Origin of the sequence: Salibaculum griseiflavum (genome assembly GCF_003129565.1) — a bacterium.
Taxonomy (GTDB): Bacteria; Pseudomonadota; Alphaproteobacteria; order Rhodobacterales; family Rhodobacteraceae; genus Salibaculum; species Salibaculum griseiflavum.
This window is the reverse complement of the sequence record NZ_QETF01000001.1, coordinates 1-20,357: the sequence shown is the minus strand read 5'-3', so window position 1 is coordinate 20,357 and position 20,357 is coordinate 1. Positions and strand designations below refer to the sequence as shown.

At 64.3% G+C, this 20,357-nt stretch carries 19 protein-coding genes; 12 read left to right on the top strand and 7 right to left on the bottom strand.

Annotated elements, in window-relative coordinates; translation table 11 throughout:
* The first annotated feature begins 198 nt into the window (after nucleotides 1-198).
* The 4 genes from DFK10_RS00095 to mnmH all read left to right on the top strand — a co-directional run bounded on the left by DFK10_RS00095 (nucleotide 199) and on the right by mnmH (nucleotide 4,914).
* A complete protein-coding gene (locus DFK10_RS00095; protein ID WP_109385343.1) occupies nucleotides 199-1,353 on the top strand; it encodes a phosphoserine transaminase in 1,155 nt (384 codons plus the stop codon).
* 75 nt (nucleotides 1,354-1,428) lie between these two features.
* Entirely contained in the window at nucleotides 1,429-3,024 is a 1,596-nt protein-coding gene (gene serA / locus DFK10_RS00090; RefSeq protein WP_109385341.1) for a phosphoglycerate dehydrogenase, read from the top strand.
* A 50-nt stretch (nucleotides 3,025-3,074) separates the two neighbouring features.
* On the top strand, nucleotides 3,075-3,803 hold the full coding sequence (locus DFK10_RS00085; protein WP_109385339.1) for a metallophosphoesterase family protein: 729 nt from the start codon (nucleotides 3,075-3,077) through the stop codon (nucleotides 3,801-3,803).
* A gap of 55 nt (nucleotides 3,804-3,858) precedes the next feature.
* Complete coding sequence (mnmH, locus tag DFK10_RS00080; protein ID WP_109385337.1) at nucleotides 3,859-4,914, top strand: tRNA 2-selenouridine(34) synthase MnmH; 1,056 nt, start codon at nucleotides 3,859-3,861, stop codon at nucleotides 4,912-4,914.
* Here the strand turns inward: mnmH and selD are convergent.
* The 4 genes from selD to DFK10_RS00060 all read right to left on the bottom strand — a co-directional run bounded on the left by selD (nucleotide 4,898) and on the right by DFK10_RS00060 (nucleotide 9,581).
* The gene (gene selD / locus DFK10_RS00075) at nucleotides 4,898-7,051 is read right to left on the bottom strand and encodes a selenide, water dikinase SelD (protein ID WP_109385335.1); all 2,154 of its coding nucleotides are present in this window, start codon (nucleotides 7,049-7,051) and stop codon (nucleotides 4,898-4,900) included. The genes mnmH and selD overlap by 17 nt on opposite strands.
* A gap of 87 nt (nucleotides 7,052-7,138) precedes the next feature.
* Complete coding sequence (locus tag DFK10_RS00070) at nucleotides 7,139-7,366, bottom strand: hypothetical protein (protein ID WP_109385333.1); 228 nt, start codon at nucleotides 7,364-7,366, stop codon at nucleotides 7,139-7,141.
* A complete protein-coding gene (tdh, locus tag DFK10_RS00065; protein ID WP_109385331.1) occupies nucleotides 7,363-8,400 on the bottom strand; it encodes an L-threonine 3-dehydrogenase in 1,038 nt (345 codons plus the stop codon). The genes DFK10_RS00070 and tdh overlap by 4 nt, the downstream gene beginning before the upstream one ends.
* The gene (locus DFK10_RS00060; RefSeq protein ID WP_109385329.1) at nucleotides 8,397-9,581 is read right to left on the bottom strand and encodes a glycine C-acetyltransferase; all 1,185 of its coding nucleotides are present in this window, start codon (nucleotides 9,579-9,581) and stop codon (nucleotides 8,397-8,399) included. Before DFK10_RS00060 ends, tdh begins: the two co-directional genes overlap by 4 nt.
* A 147-nt stretch (nucleotides 9,582-9,728) precedes the next feature.
* Here DFK10_RS00060 and DFK10_RS00055 point away from each other — a divergent pair, with 147 nt between their 5' ends.
* Entirely contained in the window at nucleotides 9,729-10,907 is a 1,179-nt protein-coding gene (locus DFK10_RS00055; protein WP_109385327.1) for an acetyl-CoA C-acyltransferase family protein, read from the top strand.
* On the opposite strand, the gene yaaA is transcribed toward DFK10_RS00055, so the two are convergent.
* From yaaA to DFK10_RS00040, 3 genes are all read right to left on the bottom strand, one after another.
* Nucleotides 10,904-11,677 carry a peroxide stress protein YaaA gene (yaaA, locus tag DFK10_RS00050; RefSeq protein ID WP_109385325.1) on the bottom strand — a complete coding sequence of 258 codons (774 nt, stop codon included), beginning with the start codon at nucleotides 11,675-11,677 and terminating at the stop codon, nucleotides 10,904-10,906. The two genes, DFK10_RS00055 and yaaA, sit on opposite strands and share 4 nt — an antisense overlap.
* Nucleotides 11,678-11,747: 70 nt before the next feature.
* Nucleotides 11,748-13,781, bottom strand: coding sequence for a DNA helicase RecQ (gene recQ / locus DFK10_RS00045; protein WP_109385323.1), 2,034 nt, complete (start codon nucleotides 13,779-13,781; stop codon nucleotides 11,748-11,750).
* Nucleotides 13,782-13,859: 78 nt separating this feature from the next.
* On the bottom strand, nucleotides 13,860-14,126 hold the full coding sequence (locus tag DFK10_RS00040; protein WP_109385321.1) for a YggT family protein: 267 nt from the start codon (nucleotides 14,124-14,126) through the stop codon (nucleotides 13,860-13,862).
* Nucleotides 14,127-14,251: 125 nt separating this feature from the next.
* On the opposite strand from DFK10_RS00040, the gene DFK10_RS00035 reads away from it, so the two are divergent.
* The 7 genes from DFK10_RS00035 (at nucleotide 14,252) to DFK10_RS00005 (ending at nucleotide 20,269) form a co-directional block, all read left to right on the top strand.
* On the top strand, nucleotides 14,252-14,788 hold the full coding sequence (locus DFK10_RS00035; protein ID WP_109385319.1) for an acyl-CoA thioesterase: 537 nt from the start codon (nucleotides 14,252-14,254) through the stop codon (nucleotides 14,786-14,788).
* Nucleotides 14,789-14,849: 61 nt separating this feature from the next.
* Nucleotides 14,850-16,244 (top strand): MFS transporter, encoded by a 1,395-nt coding sequence (locus DFK10_RS00030; RefSeq protein WP_109385317.1) that lies wholly within the window; start codon nucleotides 14,850-14,852, stop codon nucleotides 16,242-16,244.
* Entirely contained in the window at nucleotides 16,214-17,137 is a 924-nt protein-coding gene (mepA, locus tag DFK10_RS00025; RefSeq protein WP_109385315.1) for a penicillin-insensitive murein endopeptidase, read from the top strand. The genes DFK10_RS00030 and mepA overlap by 31 nt, the downstream gene beginning before the upstream one ends.
* Before the next feature lie 94 nt (nucleotides 17,138-17,231).
* Entirely contained in the window at nucleotides 17,232-17,870 is a 639-nt protein-coding gene (locus DFK10_RS00020; protein WP_109385313.1) for a queuosine precursor transporter, read from the top strand.
* Between the two features lie 302 nt (nucleotides 17,871-18,172).
* On the top strand, nucleotides 18,173-18,595 hold the full coding sequence (gene arfB / locus DFK10_RS00015; protein ID WP_109385311.1) for an alternative ribosome rescue aminoacyl-tRNA hydrolase ArfB: 423 nt from the start codon (nucleotides 18,173-18,175) through the stop codon (nucleotides 18,593-18,595).
* A gap of 22 nt (nucleotides 18,596-18,617) precedes the next feature.
* Complete coding sequence (locus DFK10_RS00010) at nucleotides 18,618-19,541, top strand: L-lactate dehydrogenase (RefSeq protein ID WP_109385309.1); 924 nt, start codon at nucleotides 18,618-18,620, stop codon at nucleotides 19,539-19,541.
* A gap of 158 nt (nucleotides 19,542-19,699) precedes the next feature.
* Complete coding sequence (locus tag DFK10_RS00005; RefSeq protein ID WP_109385307.1) at nucleotides 19,700-20,269, top strand: hypothetical protein; 570 nt, start codon at nucleotides 19,700-19,702, stop codon at nucleotides 20,267-20,269.
* Nucleotides 20,270-20,357 lie beyond the last annotated feature (88 nt).

Genomic DNA, 20,357 nt, shown 5'->3' with positions numbered 1-20,357 from the left:
ATCCTGAAACCGCGATGGAGCGGAAAACGCAAGGGCCGAGCCCCAAGTTTCCTATCCGCTCCAACCCACGACGGTTTCTTGTGCCGAATGGTCGCGAATGCGCATTTTGGCCGTTGCGGTCGCACCGCGATCCCACTAACCCCATCCGTGGGACACCCCTCCCCAACGAGGGGCATCTATCTGGAAGGTTAGACAGATATGGCTATGACGAAACCGGCGACGCGGCCGGCCAATCCGCGTTTTTCCTCTGGCCCCTGCGCCAAACCCCCCACTTGGACTCTCGAAGCGCTTTCCGATGCGACCCTTGGCCGGTCGCACCGCGCCGCCGTGGGCAAGGACAAGCTGAAGGCGGCGATCGAGACCACGCGCGAGGTGCTCGGCATCCCCGCAGATTACAAGATCGGCATCGTGCCCGCCTCGGATACCGGTGCGGTCGAAATGGCGATGTGGTCGCTTCTGGGCGAACGGCCCGTGGAAATGGTTGCCTGGGAAAGCTTCGGCGCAGGCTGGGTCACCGACGTGGTCAAGCAGCTGAAGATCGAGGCCAATGTGCACGAGGCCGGCTATGGCGATATCGTCGATATGGCCAAGCTGAATTATGACAATGACGTCGTGTTCACCTGGAACGGCACCACCTCCGGCGTCCGCGTGCCCTCGGGTGATGTGATCCCGGCGACTCGCGATGGCTTGACCATCTGCGACGCGACTTCGGCCGCCTTCGCGCAGGAATTGCCCTGGGACAAGCTGGATGTGACAACGTTCAGTTGGCAGAAGGTCATGGGTGGCGAAGCGGCCCACGGGATGCTGATCCTCAGCCCCCGCGCTGTCGAGCGGCTGGAAAACTACACTCCGGCCTGGCCGCTGCCCAAGATTTTCCGCCTGACCAAGGGCGGCAAGCTGATCGAAGGGATCTTCACCGGCGCCACGATCAACACGCCCTCCATGCTGGCGGTCGAGGATTACCTGTTCGCGCTGGGCTGGGCCAAGTCCATCGGCGGGCTGGACGCGCTGATCCACCGGGCCAACACCAATGCCCGTGCGATCTGGAACTTCTGCGCCAGCCGCGACTGGATCGCGAACCTGGCCAATGATCCGGCCACGCGGTCCAATACAAGCGTCTGCCTGAAATTCACCGATGACCGGATCACCGACGGGGCCGCCTTTGCCAAGGCCGTGGCCAAGCGGCTCGAGGCCGAGAATATCGCACTGGACATTGGCGCCTATCGCGACGCGCCCGCCGGGCTGCGCATCTGGTGTGGCGCCACCGTCGAGACCAGCGACATCGAAGCGATGCTGCCCTGGCTCGACTGGGCCTATCACGCCGAAATCGAGGCGCTGACCGCCGCCGCCTGACCCTTTCCGCCCCCGGCAGTGCTGCGAAGCCGGTCCGGGGGCGCAGCCATTCCATGCATTCGAAGGACCACTGACATGGCCCCCAAAGTTCTCATCTCCGACAAACTGTCCGACGCCGCCGTCCAGATCTTCCGCGACCGTGGCATCGACGTTGATTTCCAGCCCGACCTTGGCAAGGACAAGGACAAGCTGCTGGAGGTCATCGGCCAATATGACGGCCTCGCTATCCGTTCGGCCACCAAGGCGACCGAAAAGATCATCGCTGCCGCCGACAACCTCAAGGTCATCGGCCGGGCCGGGATCGGCACCGACAATATCGACAAGGACGCCGCGTCCAAGAAGGGCATCATCGTGATGAACACGCCCTTCGGCAACATGGTCACCACCGCCGAACACGCCATCGCCATGATGTTCGCCGTCGCCCGCCAGATTCCCGAGGCCAGCGCCAGCACCCATGCGGGCAAATGGGAGAAGTCGAAATTCATGGGGGTCGAGCTGACCGGTAAGACCCTTGGCGTCATCGGTGCGGGCAATATCGGCGGCATCGTCTGCGACCGCGCACGCGGCCTGAAGATGAAAGTCATCGCCTACGATCCCTATCTGTCCGAGGAACACGCCACCGAGATGGGCGTTGAAAAGGTCGAACTGGACGACCTTCTCACGCGCGCCGACTTCATCACCCTGCATGTGCCCTTCACGGATGCGACCAAGAACATCCTGAGCCGCGAGGCACTGGAAAAGACCAAGAAGGGCGTGCGCATCATCAACTGTGCCCGTGGCGGCCTGGTCGACGAAGAAGCACTGGCCGACCTGCTGAAATCCGGCCATGTCGCCGGGGCGGCCTTCGATGTCTTTGCCGAGGAACCGGCCACCGAGAACCCGCTGTTCAACCTGCCCAATGTCGTCTGCACGCCCCACCTCGGTGCGGCCACGACGGAAGCACAGGAAAACGTCGCGCTGCAGGTTGCCGAACAGATGGCCGACTACCTGCTGACCGGGGCCGTGCAGAACGCCCTCAACTCGCCCTCCGTGACCGCCGAAGAGGCCAAGATCATGGGGCCATGGATCAAGCTGGCCGATCACCTGGGCCACTTCATCGGCCAGATGACCGACGAGCCGATCAAGGCGATCAACATACTTTACGACGGGGAAGCGTCCGAGATGAACCTCGCCGCGCTGACATCGGCCACGGTTGCGGGCATCATGACCGTCGCCAACCCCGACGTGAACGTGGTTTCGGCCCCGATCATCGCCAAGGAACGCGGCGTGCAGATCAGCACCACCAAGCAGGACCAGTCCGGCGCCTTCGAAGGCTACATCAAGGTCACCGTCGTCACCGACAAACGGGAACGGTCCATCGGCGGCACGGTCTTCAGCGACGGCAAGCCGCGCTTCATCCAGATCAAGGGCATCAATATCGACGCCGAGATCGGCAGGCACATGATCTATACCACGAACGAGGACAAGCCCGGCATCATCGGTGCGCTGGGCGCGACCATGGGGGCGCATGGCGTCAACATCGCCAACTTCACGCTCGGCCGGTCCGCGGCCAAGGGCGAGGCGATCGCGCTGCTCTACGTGGACGAACCCGTGCCGGCCGCCGCCCTGCAAGAATTGCGGGACACCGAGCTGTTCCAACAGGTCAAACCATTGACCTTCAACGTGGACTAGGACCAGAAGACGGGGCGCCGGATCGGCGCCCTGTCCCATTCGGAGGCCCCATGCTCTACGCCATCGGCGACATCCACGGCTACAGTGATCAGCTCGACCGCGCGCTTGACCTGATCCGCGCCGATGGTGGCGCCGATGCGCCCCATGTTTTTCTGGGCGACCTCGTAGATCGAGGGCCGGACTCGCGCGGCGTGATCGAACGGCTGATGTCCGGGCAAGCGGCGGGGCGTGACTGGACCGTTCTGTTCGGCAATCACGACCGCATGTTCCTGCGTTTCGTCACGCAGGGCGCGGAGCACGACCCCGCTATCAAGTCGGGCAAGGGCTGGCTGCACCCTGCCCTGGGCGGGCCGGCGACGCTGGCCTCCTACGGGATAACCGCCGATGACGAGACCTCTGACCGGGGGCGACTGCTGGCCGAGGTGCGGGAAGGGGTGCCACAATCCCACATGGACTGGATCACCACCCTGCCGCGCTGGCACCGCACCGCCGGGCACCTGTTCGTGCATGCGGGTATCCGGCCCGGCCTTCCGATCGAGGACCAGGCCGAGGACGACCTGATCTGGATCCGCGATAGCTGGCTGGACGACACGCGCGACCACGGCGAAATGGTGGTCCACGGCCACACCGCGCTGGATTATCCCCAGCACGAAGGCAATCGCATCAACCTTGACGGCGGTGCAGGCTATGGCCGCCCGCTGGTGCCCGCTGTGTTCGACGGCACGGATTGGCACCTGCTTACTGATCAGGGGCGCGAATTGCTGCGCCCCCTCGCCTGACAGGTCGGCGCAAAGGCATCTTTTACAGCAGGCCACGCTGGGCTAAGCACCCGTCATGCCAAAACCCTTCGCCACCCTCGCCGAGTTTCTGGCCCATGGCTTTGACGAGGTGATCGACGTGCGCTCACCCGCCGAGTTCGCCGAGGATCATATCCCGGGCGCCATCAACCTGCCCGCCCTGTCCAACGAAGAGCGTGCCCGCGTCGGCACGATCTACACGCAGGTCGCGCCCTTCGAGGCACGCAAAATCGGCGCGGCGCTGGTGGCGCGCAACGTGGCCCGGCATCTCGAAACCGAGCTGGCCGACCGCGATGGCGGCTGGCAGCCTCTGGTTTATTGCTGGCGCGGCGGGCAGCGTTCGGGGTCGGTCGCCACGATCCTGAAGGCGGTTGGCTGGCGGGCCGAGACCATCGAGGGCGGCTACCAGAGTTACCGGCGTCTGGTTCATGCGGCACTCTACGAGGCGCCTGTGTCGCATCGGTTCATCCTTCTGGATGGCTATACCGGCACCGCCAAGACCGACATCCTCCATCGGCTCGAACAACTGGGTATCCAGGTGCTGGATCTCGAAGGCATGGCGGGGCATCGCGGTTCGATCCTGGGCGGGCAAGCCGATGCCCAACCCAGCCAGAAGGCCTTTGAAAGTGCGCTGGCCTGCCGGTTGGCCGGTCTCGATCCCGCACGGCCTGTAGTGCTGGAGGCCGAAAGCAGCAAGATCGGTGAACGCATCATCCCGCCCATGGTCTGGGCCGCGATGAAGACTGCGCCCCGGATCGTGATCTCGGCCCCGATGGAAGCGCGCGCCGCCTACCTTGTGGATGCCTATGACGATGTGATCTCGCGACGCGACGAATTGGTCGCGCGGCTGACGATCCTGAAACGGCATCGCGGCGCGGCGGTGGTCGAAAACTGGATCGACCTGCTGGACCGCGGCGATCTTGCGGGGCTGGCGCGGGCCCTGATGGAGGATCACTACGACCCCAGCTATGCCAAGTCGCGCGCGGCCCACCACGCCAAGGCGCTGCATGAGCTCCGGGCCGAAGCACTGGACCCGCAAGGCCGTTCCGATCTTGCCGGGCGGATCGCCCGGATCGTCACGGTTGAAGGCTGATGGCGTCGCCTTCGATCACGGTTCCGATGATCCGCGCCGGGTAGCCCGCGTCTTGCAGAGCGGCGCAGGTTTCCACGGCCTCATCCCCATCAACGGCAGCCAGCAAGCCACCGCAGGTCTGCGGATCGAACAGGAGCGCCTTGAGCGGCCCCTCGGACCCATTCACCGGCAGCGCTCCGGACACATTGTCGGGATAGAGCGACGACCGAACACCTGCCCCGGCCAGGTCCAGTGCCCCCTCCATGACCGGAACATCGTGCAGGATCGCACCAGTGCCCGAGGCGCGGCAGATCGCGGACAGATGCCCGGCCAGGCCGAAGCCGGTCACATCGGTCATCGCATGAGCATTCGACAGCAGCGTGGCCGCCGCGCCCTGCCCCGCTATCATCATATCGAGACAGGCCAGCACATCCGCGCCGGGCGCCTGCCCGCGCATCTCGGCGGCCAGGATGGTGCCGGACCCGATCGGCTTGGTCAGGATCAGCGCATCGCCGGCCCGCGCGCCCTTGACCGTGATCGGCATGGTTCCTGTCAGTCCCGTCACCGTGAAACCGATGGTCATCGCCGCACCCTGGGTGGTATGGCCGCCGACAATCACCGCCCCGGCTTGCGCCATGACATCGGCCGCCGCGCCCGTGATCTCGGCCAGCGTCCGCTTTTGCAACTCCGGCGACATGCGCGGCAGGATCAGGCTAATCAGGGCCGATTGCGGCTCGGCCCCCATTGCCCAGACATCGCCCAGCGCATGAATGGCCGCGATCCGCGCCATCAGGGCGGGGTCTTCTGTGACCGCGCTCAGGTGGTCGGTGCTGATGACTTGTCGGGTGCCGCAGATGGACAGCACGGCGGCATCATCGCCGGGCAGGCTGACAACGTCCTCACGGTCGGGCTTCGGCAGGCCCTCCAACGCGGTGGCCAGCGCATCGCCCCCCACCTTGGCCCCACAGCCCGAACATAGCGGGGCCTGACCCATGATTTCTGCCACGCCGGCAGCGGCGCGTAAGGGCGGCTCGGGCGCCATGCCGGGCAGGTCATGGAACTGGCGCATGAATTTCCGGTCGATATGGTCCTTCCAGCGCCAGAGAACCCTGCCGCGCCGCGCGGTGCCAAGTTTCTCGGCCAGGGCGGATTTTCCGCCAAGCGAGATCAGCTTGAGGTAATCCTTTTGCGGCCTGTAGCGCCGCAAGGGCCGGTCGGACAGATAGGCCACCAGGTTGTCATACAGCACCGGCGCTTCGCGAACCGCGAAAACCCCTGCTTTCGGGCGCGGATCAAAGGCCAGATGGGCGCAATCGCCCACCGCGAAGACATCCGGCGCAGAGGTTTGCAGGGTTGGGCCGACAGACAGATACCCCTCGTGGCAGTCCAACCCCGTCTGCGCCAGCCAGCCTTGCGGGCGGGCGCCCGCTGCACCGGTCGTGAAACGGCTTTCGATCCGGCGACCATCGGCAAGGTGGAGGGCATCCGCCGTCACCTCGACAACATCGGCCCCTTCAACGGCGATCACACCCTGTTCGCCAAGCGCCGCCAAAAGCCTGTCGCGGGCGGGGTCCTCGAATTCCTCCAGCACCTCGCCGCGGTCGATCAGGTGCACGTTCGGCTCGTGTCCCGCCTGCCTCAAGGCGTGGGCCATGGCCATGGACAGCTCCGCCCCCGCGACGCCGCCGCCGATCACCGCGACCGAAGGGTCGTGCGTTTCCGCGCGGAACCTGTCCCAGCTTGCCGCGAACCGACCCAGGGGCTTGGCGGGAACCCCGTGATCGGCGAAGCCGGGCAATCCGGGCATCTCGGATGTGATCCCGATATCGACCGAGGCCACGTCATAGGCAATGTCTCCGCGCCCTTCGACGGTGATCGTTCGGGCGTGTGGATCCAACGCAGTGGCGCGTCCGACGATGATGCGCGCACCGGAAAACCGGGCCAGTTTCACCAGGTCGATATCCAGGTCGTCACGCCCGTAATGGCCCGCGACGAACCCGGGCAGCATGCCGGAATAGGGCGCGGTCGGGCCGGGATTGATGACGGTCAGGCGCACGCCGGGCAAAGGCGACATGCCCCATTTGCGCAGGACAAGCGCATGGGTATGCCCGCCGCCGATCAGCACGAGGTCTCGGGTCAATGGCACATTGGCTTTCATAAAGATTCCCTAATGCGTTTTGAGCCCGAGGTGAACGGGATTTCGCGATACGTGACCTCAACGGCCACTCACGTTCGCGTGGTGCCTTCAATCCCTTCGATGCCCCCGGATACGTCGCCAAAGCGGTGCGATGTCCAACGCCGCCACCGCAACGCCCAGCGGGATCATCCAGAAACCGAGGATCGGCAGGAACCCGAACACACCACCGACAATCAGAAGCAGGCCCAGCACCAGGCGCAGTCCCGGCGGCACGGTTCGGCGAACCCTGGCCAGGGCGCGCTTGAAACGCACCCGGAGGCGATCACGTCGTGTCATGCCCAGTCGAGCACGACCTTGCCCGACTTGCCCGACAGCATGGCCTCGAACCCGTCCCGGAACCGGCTGACAGGAAAACGGTGGGTGATGACGGGCCGCACATCCAGCCCGTTTTCCAGCATCGCGATCATCTTGTACCAGGTCTCGAAAATCTCGCGGCCATAGACGCCCTTGATCGTGATCGCCTTGAACACGATCTCGGACCAGTCCACGGGCGATTTGCCCGGCGGGATACCCAATAGCGCGACCCGCCCACCCATGACCAATGCTCCGACCATCTGGTCGAAAGCGTCCTGGTTGCCCGACATTTCCAGCCCAACGTCAAAGCCCTGCTTCATCTTCAGTTCGGAGATCACGTCGTACAGGTCTTCCTTTGCAACATTGACCGGCCGACAATCGGCGACCTTCTCGGCCAGCGCCAGCCGATCCGCGTTCACATCGGTGATCACGACATGCCGCGCGCCCACATGGCGCGCTACGGCGGCGGCCATGATGCCGATTGGACCCGCCCCGGTGATCAGCACGTCCTCGCCGATCAGGTCGAAGGACAGGGCGGTGTGCACGGCATTACCCAGCGGATCGAGGATCGCACCGATTTCGTCGTCAATGGCATCGGGCAGGGGCACCACGTTGAAGGCAGGCAAGGCAAGGTATTCGGCGAACGCCCCCTGCACGTTCACCCCCACGCCTCGCGTGCCGGGGTCGAGGTGGAACTTGCCCGCGCGACTCTGGCGGCTGTCACGACCAATCAGATGGCCCTCGCCGGAACAGCGCTGACCGATCTCCAGCCCCGTGACATTGCGGCCAAGCTCGACGATCGTGCCCGCGAATTCATGACCGGTGATCATCGGCACCGGCACCGTGTGCGCGGCCCAGTCGTCCCAGTTCCAGATATGAATATCCGTACCGCAAATCCCGGTCTTGTTGATACGGATCAGCACGTCATCCGGGCCGATCTCGGGCACTGGGGCTTCGACCTTCCACAACCCAGGTTCCGGCTTCGACTTCTCCAAGGCGGTCATCATGTTGCTCATGTCAGGACCCCCGTTTCGCGACCCGCCTGCTCGAAGGCGGCGGCGGCTCTCGTCAGGTCTTTGGCCGTCAGTGCGGCATTCATCTGGGTGCGGATGCGGGCCTGCCCCTTGGGCACGACCGGGAAGAAGAACCCCTTGACCAGAACGCCCAGCTCGAACAGCCGGCTCGCCATGTCCTGCGATTTGACCGCGTCATGGGTCATCACCGGAACGATCGGATGTTCGCCGGGCAAGAGATCGAACCCGGCATCGGTCAGGGCCCTGCGCCATTGGCGGGAATTGTCGAAAAGCTGGCCGCGCAAATCGTCACCCTGTTCGACCAGGTCCAGCGCCACGATCCCGGCTGCCACAACTGCCGGTGGCAAGGCATTGGAAAACAGGTAGGGCCGCGCCCGTTGGCGCAGCAGGTCGATCACCGGCTGCGGCCCGGCGATATAACCGCCGATCGCCCCGCCCAACGCCTTTCCAAGCGTGCCGGTAATGACATCCGCCTGCACCCCGAAATGCGCCGGTGTGCCCGCCCCCTTTGGCCCCATGAAGCCCGTGGCGTGGCAATCATCGACCATCAGAAGCGCCTCGTAGCGGTCGGCCAGCGCGCGGATTTCCGGCAGCCTGGCAAGGTAGCCATCCATCGAAAACACGCCATCGGTGGCGATCATGATATGCCGCGCCCCGTCGGCGCGGGCCTGTTTCAACTGCGCCTCCAGGTCGTCCATATCGGAGTTGGCATAGCGATAGCGTTTCGCCTTGCACAGCCGGATGCCGTCAATGATCGACGCATGGTTCAACGCGTCGGACACGATGGCGTCCTCTGGCCCCAGCAGCGGTTCGAACAGCCCGCCATTGGCATCGAAACAGGCCGCGAACAGGATCGAATCGTCATGGCCCAGGAACGCGGCGAGCCGTTGTTCCAACTGTCGGTGCAGGTCTTGCGTGCCGCAGATGAACCGCACAGAGGCCATGCCGAACCCGTGATCGTCCATCGCCGCCTTGGCGGCCGCGATCAGCGCCGGGTGATCGGCCAACCCGAGGTAATTGTTGGCGCACAGGTTGATCAGATGGCTGTCGCCCACCTCCACCCGCGCGCCCTGCGGCGAGGTGATCTCGCTTTCGGTCTTCCAAAGCCCCTCGGCGCGAATTTCGTCCAGCCGGGATGTGATATCGTCCAGAAACGCGGTCATCGTGCGGACCCTCCTTTCAGAGAGGCAATCACGGGCGCGGGCGATTTACCACACCCTCCGGCGACATAATCATGTCGCCCCGCGCCGCAACGTCAGGCTTGGCGGACACGGGAGCCACGGTAAGCTGCGCCCAAACAGGAGGATACAATGCGCGACGACATCGTTCTGCTTTCGGGCACCCGCACGGCAATCGGCGCCTTCGGCGGGTCACTGGCCGGGGTGCCGCCGACGGACCTCGGCGCAACGGTGACACGCGCCGCACTGGAACGGGCGGGGCTGGCCCCCGACCGGGTCGGGCATGTGGTCTTTGGTCATGTCATCAATACAGAACCCAAGGACATGTACCTGTCACGCATGGCGGCGATGGGCGCCGGCATTCCCGAAACCGTGCCAGCAATGAACGTGAACCGGCTTTGTGGGTCCGGTGTGCAGGCGGTGGTTTCCGCTGCACAGGCGCTGATGCTGGGGGATGCCGATTTCGCCGTGGCCGGCGGGGCCGAAAGCATGTCGCGCAGCCCTTTCATCATGCCAGACCAGCGTTGGGGCGCAAAGATGGGCGATGTCAAATCGCTGGACATGATGCTGGGGGCGCTGAATTGCCCCTTCGGCACGGGTCATATGGGGGTAACGGCTGAAAACGTCGCGCGGGAACACGGGATCGACCGCGAGGCGCAGGACGCCTTTGCGCTGGAGAGCCAGCACCGCGCCGCCCGCGCCATCGAGGCCGGGCATTTCCAGCGCGAGATAACGCCCGTGACCGTCAAGATGAAACGGCAGGATGTGGTGTTTTACGCCGACGAGCATCCCAAGCCCACAACGGCAGAGGCTTTGGCCAACCTGCGCCCGGTTTTCGAAAAGGACGGCACCGTCACCGCCGGAAATGCCAGCGGGATCAATGATGGCGCGGCAGCCCTTGTCCTGGCCCGGTCAGACGCCGCCGAGGCGGCAGGACTGCAGCCCCGCGCCCGTATCCTTGGTTATGCCCATGCCGGAGTCCGCCCCGAGGTAATGGGGATCGGCCCGGTTCCGGCGGTGCGCGCGCTTCTCGATCGCACGGGCCTCAAGGCCGAGGAATTCGACGTGATCGAGTCGAACGAGGCCTTTGCCGCGCAGGCGCTTGCCGTCTCGAAAGAGCTGGGCCTGGACCCCGCCAAGGTGAACCCCAATGGCGGGGCCATCGCGCTGGGTCATCCAGTTGGGGCAACAGGCGCGATCATCACGGTCAAGGCGCTGCACGAACTGGAACGCACCGGCGGTCACAAGGCACTGATCACCATGTGCATCGGCGGCGGTCAGGGCATCGCGCTGGCCATCGAACGGCTCTAGGCCTCGGGCCAGTCCCGAACGAACGCAGGCTTGTCCGGTTCGCTCAACTCGGGATCATGGCGGTAGCCGCCGTAATCGAAGGCAGTCAGATCCGCGGCGGCGTCGATGCGGTTTTCCATGATGAACCGTGCCATCGAACCGCGCGCCCGCTTGGCGTAAAAACTGACGATCCTGGTCTTGCCGTCCTTGTTTTCCAGGAAGGTGGGCGTGACCACGCGCAACCCCAGTTTCGGCGTGTCGGCGGCGGTGAAATATTCGACCGAGGCGCAGTTGATCAGGGTATCGGTCCCCTGCTCTTGGGCTTGTTCGGTCAGGGCCTCGGCGATCCGGTCGCCCCAGTAGTCATAAAGGTTCTTGCCGCGCCGGGTCTTCAGGCGGCTGCCCATCTCCAGCCGGTGCGGCTGGATCGCGTCCAGCGGGCGCAACACCCCGTAAAGCCCCGACAGGATACGCAGATGATCCTGCGCATAGCGCAGCGCGTCCTCGGACAGGGTCTTGGCCTCAAGCCCCTGGTAGGTATCGCCGTTAAAGGCAAAGACGGCGGGTTTCACCACATCCTCGGTCGGTTCATCGCGGAAATCGCGGTAGCGGTCGCGGTTCAGGGTCGCGAGCTTGTCGGACAGGTGCATCAACGCCTTGAGGTCCTTGAGCGGCAGATTGCGCGCCGTCCGGGCCAGGGCATTGGCCTCGTCGCGGAAGATCGGCTCGGTCGGGGTATGGCCCACCGGCTCCATGTCGAGGGCCTTGGCAGGTGACAGGACGGTCAGCATCTGGAACCTCTTCGTATTTCAATTCCTGGCAGAGAATATGGCGAATTGGGCGGAAGGCCAGTGCGGCAAATCAGGCCTCGGCGATCACGTTCAGGAAGGCCGCCCCGAAACGGTCCGCATACCGGTCGCCCAGAAGCCGCGCCATCGTGGTGGCATCGCGCGGTTTCTGACGCGCGACCCGGGCCAAGAGGGAGGCAGAGCAGGTCATCGGCTTGTCCGTTCCATCGGGGCCGCGTGCCAGATCGGCCTGAACTTCGAGGAGCCTGTCATAAAGCGATCCTTCGTCACGTCCTGCCAGCCTGGCGCGGGCCGGATGCATCTGCTGAGTCTCGCCGCTGATCACTTCCAGAAAGGCCGCGCCGTAACTGTCCAGTTTCTTGGATCCGATCCCCGAGACCCGCGCCATGTCATCAAGGGTGCGCGGGCGCGTTTCGGCCATCTCGATCAGGGTGCGGTCATTGAAGATGATATAGGCCGGCACCCCCTGCGCCTCGGCCAGCGCCCGCCGTTTGGCCTTGAGCGCGGACAGAAGCGGCGCATCCTCCTCGCTGACCATGGCGCGCACCTTGGGGCCGGTCTTGGCGGTCCGGATGGTGTCGCGGCGCAGCTGGATCCTTTCCTCGTCCCGCAGGATCGGGCGGGCGCGTTCGGTCATCCGCAGCGCCCCGTGCCGCTCGGGGTCGGGGCGCAGCAGGTCATGGCCCATCATCTGCCGAAAGATCGCCTGCCATTGCTGACGGGAATAGTCCTTGCCGACGCCATAGGTCGGCAACTGGTCGTGGCCGCGCTGGCGGATCTTGTCGGTCTCCGATCCCAGCAGGATCTCGATCAGGTGGCCCGCACCGAAATTCTCGCCCGTGCGCAGCGCCGCCGACAGGGCCATGCGCACCGGGGTGGTGCCGTCGAAGACCTCGGCAGGCTTGTCGCACAGATCACAATTGCCGCATGGTTCGGCGTCTTCCCCGAAATAGCCAAGCAGGGTCTGGCGGCGGCAGGTCAGTGCCTCGGCCAAGCCCAGCAAGGCGTTCAATCGGCCGTGGTCGGCGGCGCGGCGTTCGGGGGGCGCCAGCCCCTCGTCGATCTGCTGGCGGCGAAAGCCGATGTCCTGCGGGCCAAACAGGGTCAACGTCTCGGCGGGCGCCCCATCACGCCCCGCGCGCCCGATCTCCTGGTAATAGGCTTCGATCGACTTGGGCAGGTCCGCATGGGCGACCCAGCGGATATCCGGTTTGTCGATCCCCATGCCGAAAGCCACCGTCGCGCAAACGATCAGCCCGTCCTCTTGCTGGAACCGCCGTTCCACAGCGCGGCGATCCTCGGCTTCCATCCCGCCGTGGTAGTGGCAGGCGTTGTGGCCGTCCTCGCGCAAGGCGGCGGCCAGCGTTTCGGTCTTGGCCCGTGTTCCACAATAGGCGATGCCGGATTGGCCCTTGCGCGCAGCGGCGAAAGCCATGATCTGGCGGCGGGGCTGGTCCTTGACGGCGAAGGCAAGGTGGATGTTGGGCCGATCGAAACCGCGCAGGAAAGTCTGCGGCGCCTCGCCATCGAACAGCTTCTCGACGATCTCGGCGCGGGTTTCGGCATCGGCGGTTGCGGTGAAGGCGGCCAGCGGCACGTCGAGCGCACGGCGCAGATCACCGATCCGCAGGTAGTCGGGGCGGAAATCATGGCCCCATTGGCTGACGCAATGCGCCTCGTCCACGGCGATCAGGGTCACGCCCGCTTGCTTGAGCATCCGCTGCGCCCCGCCTGAGGCCAGCCGTTCAGGCGCCATGTAGAGCAGCTTGCAACTGCCATCCTGCAAGGCGCGGAAGGCGGCGTCGGTCTCATCCTCGGTATTGCCCGAGGTCAGCGCATGGGCGGCGACGCCGGCCTCTTGCAGCCCGCGCACCTGGTCGCGCATCAGCGCGATCAGCGGGGAAATCACCACCGTCACGCCATCGCGGACCAGCGCGGGCAATTGGAAACAGAGCGACTTGCCCCCGCCCGTGGGCATGATGGCCAAGGTATTGCGTCCTTCGGCCACGGCCTCGACGATGTCCTGCTGACCGGGACGGAAGGCATCGAATCCGAAGACATCGCGAAGGAGCGTGGCAGCGCTCATGCGTGGACCTGTTTGTTGGTTAACTGCTCTTTACCCAACAAATCCCACACTAAGATTCGGTGAACAAGTCCCCGCGCGTCATATAATCAGGATGCGCAGCACCTCGATCCCGATCAGAGCCACCAGCGGCGACAGGTCCAGCCCGCCCATGGGCGGAAGGATACGGCGGATCGGAGCATAGATCGGCTCCATCAGCCGGTTCAGGCCGGACCAGACCTGGTAGACGAAAGGTTGCCGGATGTTGAGCACCTGAAAATTGATCAGCCAGCTCATGATGAAATGCACGATGATGAAAAAGCGCACGACGCCGATAAGCAAAAGCGCGATCTGCTGAATGTCATTCATTGTCCGGTCCTTTCCTTGCCTATCTCAACTAGGGGCGTGCGGGCGCGGGGGCAATCCCCATTGTGGCGCACTGTCACGCCGGGTCAGTCTTGACCCGGTCGAAGGGGCACGGTTTACCTCGCGCCATGTATCCGTTCCTGCGCATGTCCTGGCAGATGTCGCGCGCCCGCAAGGCGCCGCCCATGGGGCTTTGGGACACCCATGAGAGCCAGCACATCTGCTGGCCCTGGGACCTGGATATCTGGATGGAGCTCAACAACGGGCGCACCCTGACGCTGTTCGACCTCGGCCGCCTGCCCATGGCGCAGCGGGTGGGTATGATCGACCTGTTGAAAACCCGCAAATGGGGCATGGCGGTGGCCGGGGCCTCGGTCCGGTATCGCAGGCGTGTGCATGCCTTTTACAAGCTGACCCAGCGCACCCGCTGCGTGGGCTTCGACGAAAAGTTCTTCTACCTCGAACAGGCCCTGTGGCGTAGCGACGGGGAATGCAGCAGCCATGCCCTGTTGCGGATGGCCGTGACGGGCAAGGGCGGCATCGTGCCCCCTTCGGAAATGGCGCAGGCGCTTGGCCACGCTGGACCCTCGCCGGACTTGCCCGACTGGGTCATTGCCTGGGGCGAAGCCGACGCCCAGCGCCCGTGGCCGCCGATGCAGGACTGACGCAACGCTTGCCAGCCCGGGCCTTTGTCTGTCTTATCACGGCAAAAAGACAGGGACGGGAATGGCGACCACATTGCAGAAACGCGTTTGGGGCTGGATGGCCTTCGATTGGGCAACCCAGCCGTTCTATACGCTGGGCCTGACCTTCATTTTCGGGCCCTATTTCGCGACCGTGGCCGCAGAGTTCTTCCTGACAGCCGGCATGACTGAGAAAGCGGCCGACGCGCAGGCCCAATCCATGTGGTCCCTCGGCCAGACAATCGCGGGACTTTTCATCGCGTTTACCGCGCCGATTCTCGGCGCTTATGCGGATAGCACCGGGCGACGGCTGCCCTGGCTTATCGCCTTTTCGGCCGTCTTTGTCGTTTTCACCTCGCTGCTTTGGTACATGGTGCCGGACGGGTCGGCGGCACTCTTCTGCCTCGTGGCCTTTTCCATCGCCTTCATTGCCGCCGAATACGCGCTGGTCTTTACCAATGCGATCCTGCCCAGCCTTGGCGACCAGGACGAGATCGGGCGCATTTCCGGCGACGGGGCCGCGATCGGCTATTGGGGCGGGGTCGTGGCGCTGCTGATCTTCCTGCCATTCTTCTACGAGTTCAGCGAAGGCAAAACATTGCTGGGCCTGTCGCCAGCCTTTGGCCTGTTGGACGGGACGGAGCGCGAAGGCACGCGGGCGGTCGGACCATTCATCGCCGCGTGGTTCCTGATCTTCATGATCCCCTACTGGATGTATGTGCGCGAGGAGAACGCGCCGAACCGCCATGGCGGCATGGGCGCAGCCATGCGTGACCTCAAGCAATCCCTGTCCGGTGTCCTCCACCGTCAAAGCCTCTTGAGCTTCCTGCTATCCTCGATGCTCTATCGCGACGCGTTGAACGCGCTCTATGCGTTTGGCGGGGTCTACGCGGCGCTTGTGCTTGATTGGGGCCTTATGCAGATCGCCGTGTTCGGGATCATCGGCGCGGTGGCGGCTGCGGTCTCGACCTCCATCGCCGGGCGGGCCGACAAGAAATTCGGCCCCCGCCCGGTGATCCATTTCTGCATTGTCACACTGATGGTGGTCTGCATCATCATCGTCGGCATGACCCGAGAACAGGTGCTTGGCATCCCCTTGGCCCCGGGCAGCGCGGTGCCGGATATCCTTTTCTATATCTGTGGCTCCATCATCGGCGGGGCTGGCGGCGGCATCTACTCGGCCAGCCGGTCGATGATGGTGCGCCACACCCACCCTGAACGCCCGACCGAGGCGTTCGGCCTCTTCGCCTTGTCAGGCAAGGCCACGGCCTTCCTGGCCCCCGGTCTCATCGCGTTCTTCACCTGGTGGTTCGGCGATGCGCGGCTTGGTTTCACCCCCGTCATCGGGCTTTTCCTTGCGGGCTTCGTTCTGCTACGCTGGGTCCATCCAGAGGGAGATCGCGCAGAATGGTCAAAGTCCTCAATACCGGCGCCCTGATCCTTGCCCTTGCCCTGACGGCGGCCTGCCGAGACGGGGCGACGGACTATGATGGCGTCGAGCGCACAACGGTATCCACCCAAGGCAACAACGACACCCGCGTGGCGAAAGAGGTCTTCGGCTACCTGCCCGTTGCCTCGACGCAGGCCAGCGCGGCCATCGGCGGCTATGCCCGCGGCTGTCAGGCCGGGGCCGTGCAACTGGCCGAAACCGGCCCGACATGGCAAGCCATGCGCCTGAGCCGCAACCGCAACTGGGCCCAGCCGGAAACCATCGACTACGTTCAGGACCTCAGCCGCTTCGCCGCGACCCTGCCGGGCTGGCAGGGCCTTTACGTGGGCGACATGAGCCAGCCACGCGGGGGCCCGATGCTGACCGGCCATGCCAGCCACCAATCGGGACTGGATGCGGATATCTGGATGCTGCCGCCGCAACGCTTGAACCTGACCGCGCAGGAACGAGAGAATATAAGTTCGATTTCCATGCGGCGCGAACGCGGCGCCTATACGAACGACCGCTGGACCGAAGAGCACATGCGCCTGCTGCGTGCCGCGGCCAGCGATGACCGTGTCGCGCGCATTTTCGTCTTTCCCGGCGCCAAGGTCGCCATGTGCAACTGGGAAACCGGCGATCGAAGCTGGCTGCGCAAGATCCGGCCCTGGTGGGGGCATCACTATCACTTCCACGTGCGTCTGAAGTGCCCCGCAGGGAACACGGCCTGCGAGAACCAAGCCCCGCCGCCGCCGGGTGACGGCTGTGCCGATGCGCAAGTCTGGGTCAACAACATCCTCAACCCGCCGCCGCCCGACCCCGAGGCCACGCCGCGCCCGCCCCGCGGACCGCTCCGCATGGCGGACCTGCCCGGCCAATGCAGCGCCGTCGCCGCCAACTGAGTTGACAAGTCCCGCGTCGCCCCTGTAGGAGCGGCGCGTTCTGCCATTCGGGCAGAGCCAAGTCTCCGCGACCTTGTCAAAACGGACCAAAAACATGACCCGTCTTCTTCCTGGCATCCTTGCCATGGCCACCGTCGTGGTGGCCTCCAATATCCTCGTCCAATTCCTTCTGCTTGATGGTCTCCTGACCTGGGGCGCCTTTACCTATCCCTTCGCCTTCCTGGTGACCGATATCATGAACCGCGTCTATGGCGCGGGCCCGGCGCGCCGCGTTGTCTTCGCCGGGTTCGTGACAGGCGTGATCTGTTCGCTGATCGGCAGCCAGATCATGTTGCAGGGCGATGGCTATACCTATGCCGCCGTGCCGCTGCGGGTTGCCGTGGCCTCGGGCACCGCGTTTCTCGTCGCGCAACTGCTGGACGTGGCGATCTTCGCCCGCCTGCGCGAAGGCGCCTGGTGGAAGGCCCCGTTGACCTCGACCGTGATCGGCTCGGCCGTCGATACCGCCTTGTTCTTCACCATCGCCTTCAGCGCGGCGCTGTCCTTTGGCGCGTCGGCCGATGCGCAGATCTCCTGGGCCCAGGATGCGGCACCCTTCCTGCTGACAGGCCCCGAGGCCCCTCTCTGGGTGACGCTGGCCGTGGCCGATTGGGGTGTCAAACTCGCCATTGCATTGATCGCGTTGGTCCCATTCCGCCTGATCGTTGGGCGCCTCCTGCGGCCCGTCACGTAAATGTAGTAATTTTTTCTTTGGTGATCCCCCGATCTTGTGTTTTCCTGACCCCAGGCGAAACCAATGAAAGGAGGTGATCCAGTGTCTAGAAAGAGATTGGAGAGAGGTGTCGGGACAGCTTGGAGGTTTGACATCTGAGGCAGCCCTCGGGTGTGCGAACCTTCAGGTGGGCCGGTTATCACCAACGCGTGAGAGCAGTCTAACCGACCCCACCTCCTGAACTTTCGAAGGGCCGTTTCCTCGCCGGAGCGGCCCTTTTCCATTGCGCTGCAAATCCCGGCGACACGTGGTAAGAGGCGATCATGCCCCTTCACATCAACGATCAGATCGAAATCGCCGATTGGGAACTGACCGAACAATTCGTCCGGTCCTCGGGCCCCGGCGGCCAGAACGTCAACAAGGTGTCCACGGCGGTCGAGCTTCGGTTCGAAGCGGCGCGCAGCCCGGCCCTGCCCGAACCTGTCAAGACCCGGCTGCGGCGGCTGGCCGGTCAGCGCTGGACCAAGGACGGCGCGGTGCTGATCAAGTGCGACGAGACCCGCCAGCAGGCCCGCAACCGCGAGATCGCCCGCGAAAGGCTGGCCGACCTGATCCGCAAGGCGCTGGAAAAACCCAAGCGCCGCATCAAGACCCGGGTTTCCCTGAACCAGAAACGCAAACGGGTCGATGCCAAGAAAAAGCGGGGCGAGGTCAAGGCGCTGCGCGGACCCGTGCGCGAGGATTGACGAAACAGCGAAAGGGCATGCCATGAAGATCGGAATCGTGGGCGCGGGAATGGTGGGGTCGGCGGCCGGGTTCGCGCTGGTCATGCAGGGCATCGCGAGCGAGATCGTCCTGATCGACCTCGACGAAAAACGCGCAAGGGCCGAGGCCGAGGACATCGCCCATGCGGTGCCCTTCGCCAGTTCCGCCGTGGTGCGGGCCGGGGGCTATGACGACCTGCACGGCGCGTGGGTGGTCATCCTTGCCTGCGGCGTGGGGCAGAAACCGGGGGAAACCCGGCTGCAACTGCTGGGCCGCAATGCCGAGGTGTTCCGCTCCGTCGTGGGCCAGGTCTTGCCCGCAGCGCCCGAGGCGATCCTGCTGGTGGCCTCGAACCCGGTGGACATCATGGGCCAGATCACCGCGCGGATCGCGGGGCTGGCGCCGGGGCGGGTGATCGGGTCGGGCACGATCCTCGATACCGCGCGGTTCCGTTGGCTGCTGAGCCGGCACCTGGGCATCGCGCCGGGGTCGGTCCATGGCTACGTGCTGGGCGAACACGGGGATTCCGAGGTGCTGGCCTGGTCCAATGCGCGGGCCGGGTCGGTGCCGCTGGCCAGCTTTGCCGCGCAGGTCGGCGCGCCGATCACCGAGGACGTGCGTGCGCGGATCGACAAGGGCGTGCGCCGGGCGGCCTATACGATCATCGAGGGGAAAGGGGCCACCTGGTACGGCATCGGCGCGGGCCTCGCCCGCATCTGCCGCGCGATCGGCGGGGACGAACAGGCGGTGCTGTCGGTCTCGGTGCCGGGCGATGTTCTGGGCGTCCAAGACGTCGCCCTGTCCCTCCCCCGCGTGGTGGGGGCCGCGGGCGTCACCGCCACGCTCTGGCCCGAGTTGGACGAGGCGGAAACCGAGGGGCTACGGGCCTCGGCGGAATTGCTGAAGGGGTTGGTGGAGGCGGTTTGAGGTGGTCGTTTAGCGCCGTTTCCGAAAGCCAGCATTGAAGGGTCGGTCCAACGCCATCTGAAGGCCACAAAGAAACGAGGACGGTCAAGCGGTTGCGGAGGAAGGTGTAGAGTTGTATTCTTGTTTTTTTCTTTGGGCACAAGAGGTCGGGTATCAGAATGGCAGAACAAAGTGATTTAGAAAAAATTCAGTCAGTTGAAACTCCAGACAATGCACCAATTCCGTTTGAACTTTATGATAAACAATATCGGAAAACGACAAGACTAGCTGAGCTTGATGGTGAACCAACGGGAACTAAGGGCAGGTCGGATTGGTTTGATTTTGAATTCACTGAACCCGTCTTTGTGACGTCAATTCGCATTGAAGCGTCGGATTGCTCTTATAAGGACTGCGAGTTCCGGTGGAAGATCGCTGCCACGGGAAACTTAGTTCAAGAGAAGATTCGCTTTGAGGACGATCACTTCGAGGTAGAGGTGGATAATTTTATTGTTGGATTTGGTTTTAAACCGGAAAAGAAGTACTGGGGAACTGCGTGGATCGACCGAGTGGTGGCGCGTGGCTTCACAGCTCAGGCCTTTCTTGCCGCCCGCGACGCCATTTCAGACATTGATACATACAAAAAAAATGCCACCGCAAGCGCTCAAAAGACGATTGATCGCGCTATGCAGCTGGAGCAACAGATTGCCCAACTAGGGTCAGGACCCATTGATTTCCGCATTTCGGCGTGATTCACGGTTCGAAAAACGAGCGGTGACCATGTCTGATCTTTTCTGGCTGACGGAGGCGCAGATGGCGCGTCTTGAGCCCTTCTTCCCC

Coding starts and splice junctions, on each gene's coding strand:
- DFK10_RS00005 (WP_109385307.1), top strand. CDS start 19,700: ATGGCAGAACAAAGTGATTTAGAAAAAATTCAGTCAGTTGAAACTCCA.
- mepA (WP_109385315.1), top strand. CDS start 16,214: ATGGTCAAAGTCCTCAATACCGGCGCCCTGATCCTTGCCCTTGCCCTG.
- yaaA (WP_109385325.1), bottom strand. CDS start 11,677: ATGCTGACCGTCCTGTCACCTGCCAAGGCCCTCGACATGGAGCCGGTG.
- DFK10_RS00055 (WP_109385327.1), top strand. CDS start 9,729: ATGCGCGACGACATCGTTCTGCTTTCGGGCACCCGCACGGCAATCGGC.
- DFK10_RS00040 (WP_109385321.1), bottom strand. CDS start 14,126: ATGAATGACATTCAGCAGATCGCGCTTTTGCTTATCGGCGTCGTGCGC.
- DFK10_RS00070 (WP_109385333.1), bottom strand. CDS start 7,366: ATGACACGACGTGATCGCCTCCGGGTGCGTTTCAAGCGCGCCCTGGCC.
- tdh (WP_109385331.1), bottom strand. CDS start 8,400: ATGAGCAACATGATGACCGCCTTGGAGAAGTCGAAGCCGGAACCTGGG.
- serA (WP_109385341.1), top strand. CDS start 1,429: ATGGCCCCCAAAGTTCTCATCTCCGACAAACTGTCCGACGCCGCCGTC.
- DFK10_RS00060 (WP_109385329.1), bottom strand. CDS start 9,581: ATGACCGCGTTTCTGGACGATATCACATCCCGGCTGGACGAAATTCGC.
- DFK10_RS00030 (WP_109385317.1), top strand. CDS start 14,850: ATGGCGACCACATTGCAGAAACGCGTTTGGGGCTGGATGGCCTTCGAT.
- DFK10_RS00010 (WP_109385309.1), top strand. CDS start 18,618: ATGAAGATCGGAATCGTGGGCGCGGGAATGGTGGGGTCGGCGGCCGGG.
- DFK10_RS00095 (WP_109385343.1), top strand. CDS start 199: ATGGCTATGACGAAACCGGCGACGCGGCCGGCCAATCCGCGTTTTTCC.
- arfB (WP_109385311.1), top strand. CDS start 18,173: ATGCCCCTTCACATCAACGATCAGATCGAAATCGCCGATTGGGAACTG.
- DFK10_RS00035 (WP_109385319.1), top strand. CDS start 14,252: ATGTATCCGTTCCTGCGCATGTCCTGGCAGATGTCGCGCGCCCGCAAG.
- DFK10_RS00020 (WP_109385313.1), top strand. CDS start 17,232: ATGACCCGTCTTCTTCCTGGCATCCTTGCCATGGCCACCGTCGTGGTG.
- recQ (WP_109385323.1), bottom strand. CDS start 13,781: ATGAGCGCTGCCACGCTCCTTCGCGATGTCTTCGGATTCGATGCCTTC.
- selD (WP_109385335.1), bottom strand. CDS start 7,051: ATGAAAGCCAATGTGCCATTGACCCGAGACCTCGTGCTGATCGGCGGC.
- DFK10_RS00085 (WP_109385339.1), top strand. CDS start 3,075: ATGCTCTACGCCATCGGCGACATCCACGGCTACAGTGATCAGCTCGAC.
- mnmH (WP_109385337.1), top strand. CDS start 3,859: ATGCCAAAACCCTTCGCCACCCTCGCCGAGTTTCTGGCCCATGGCTTT.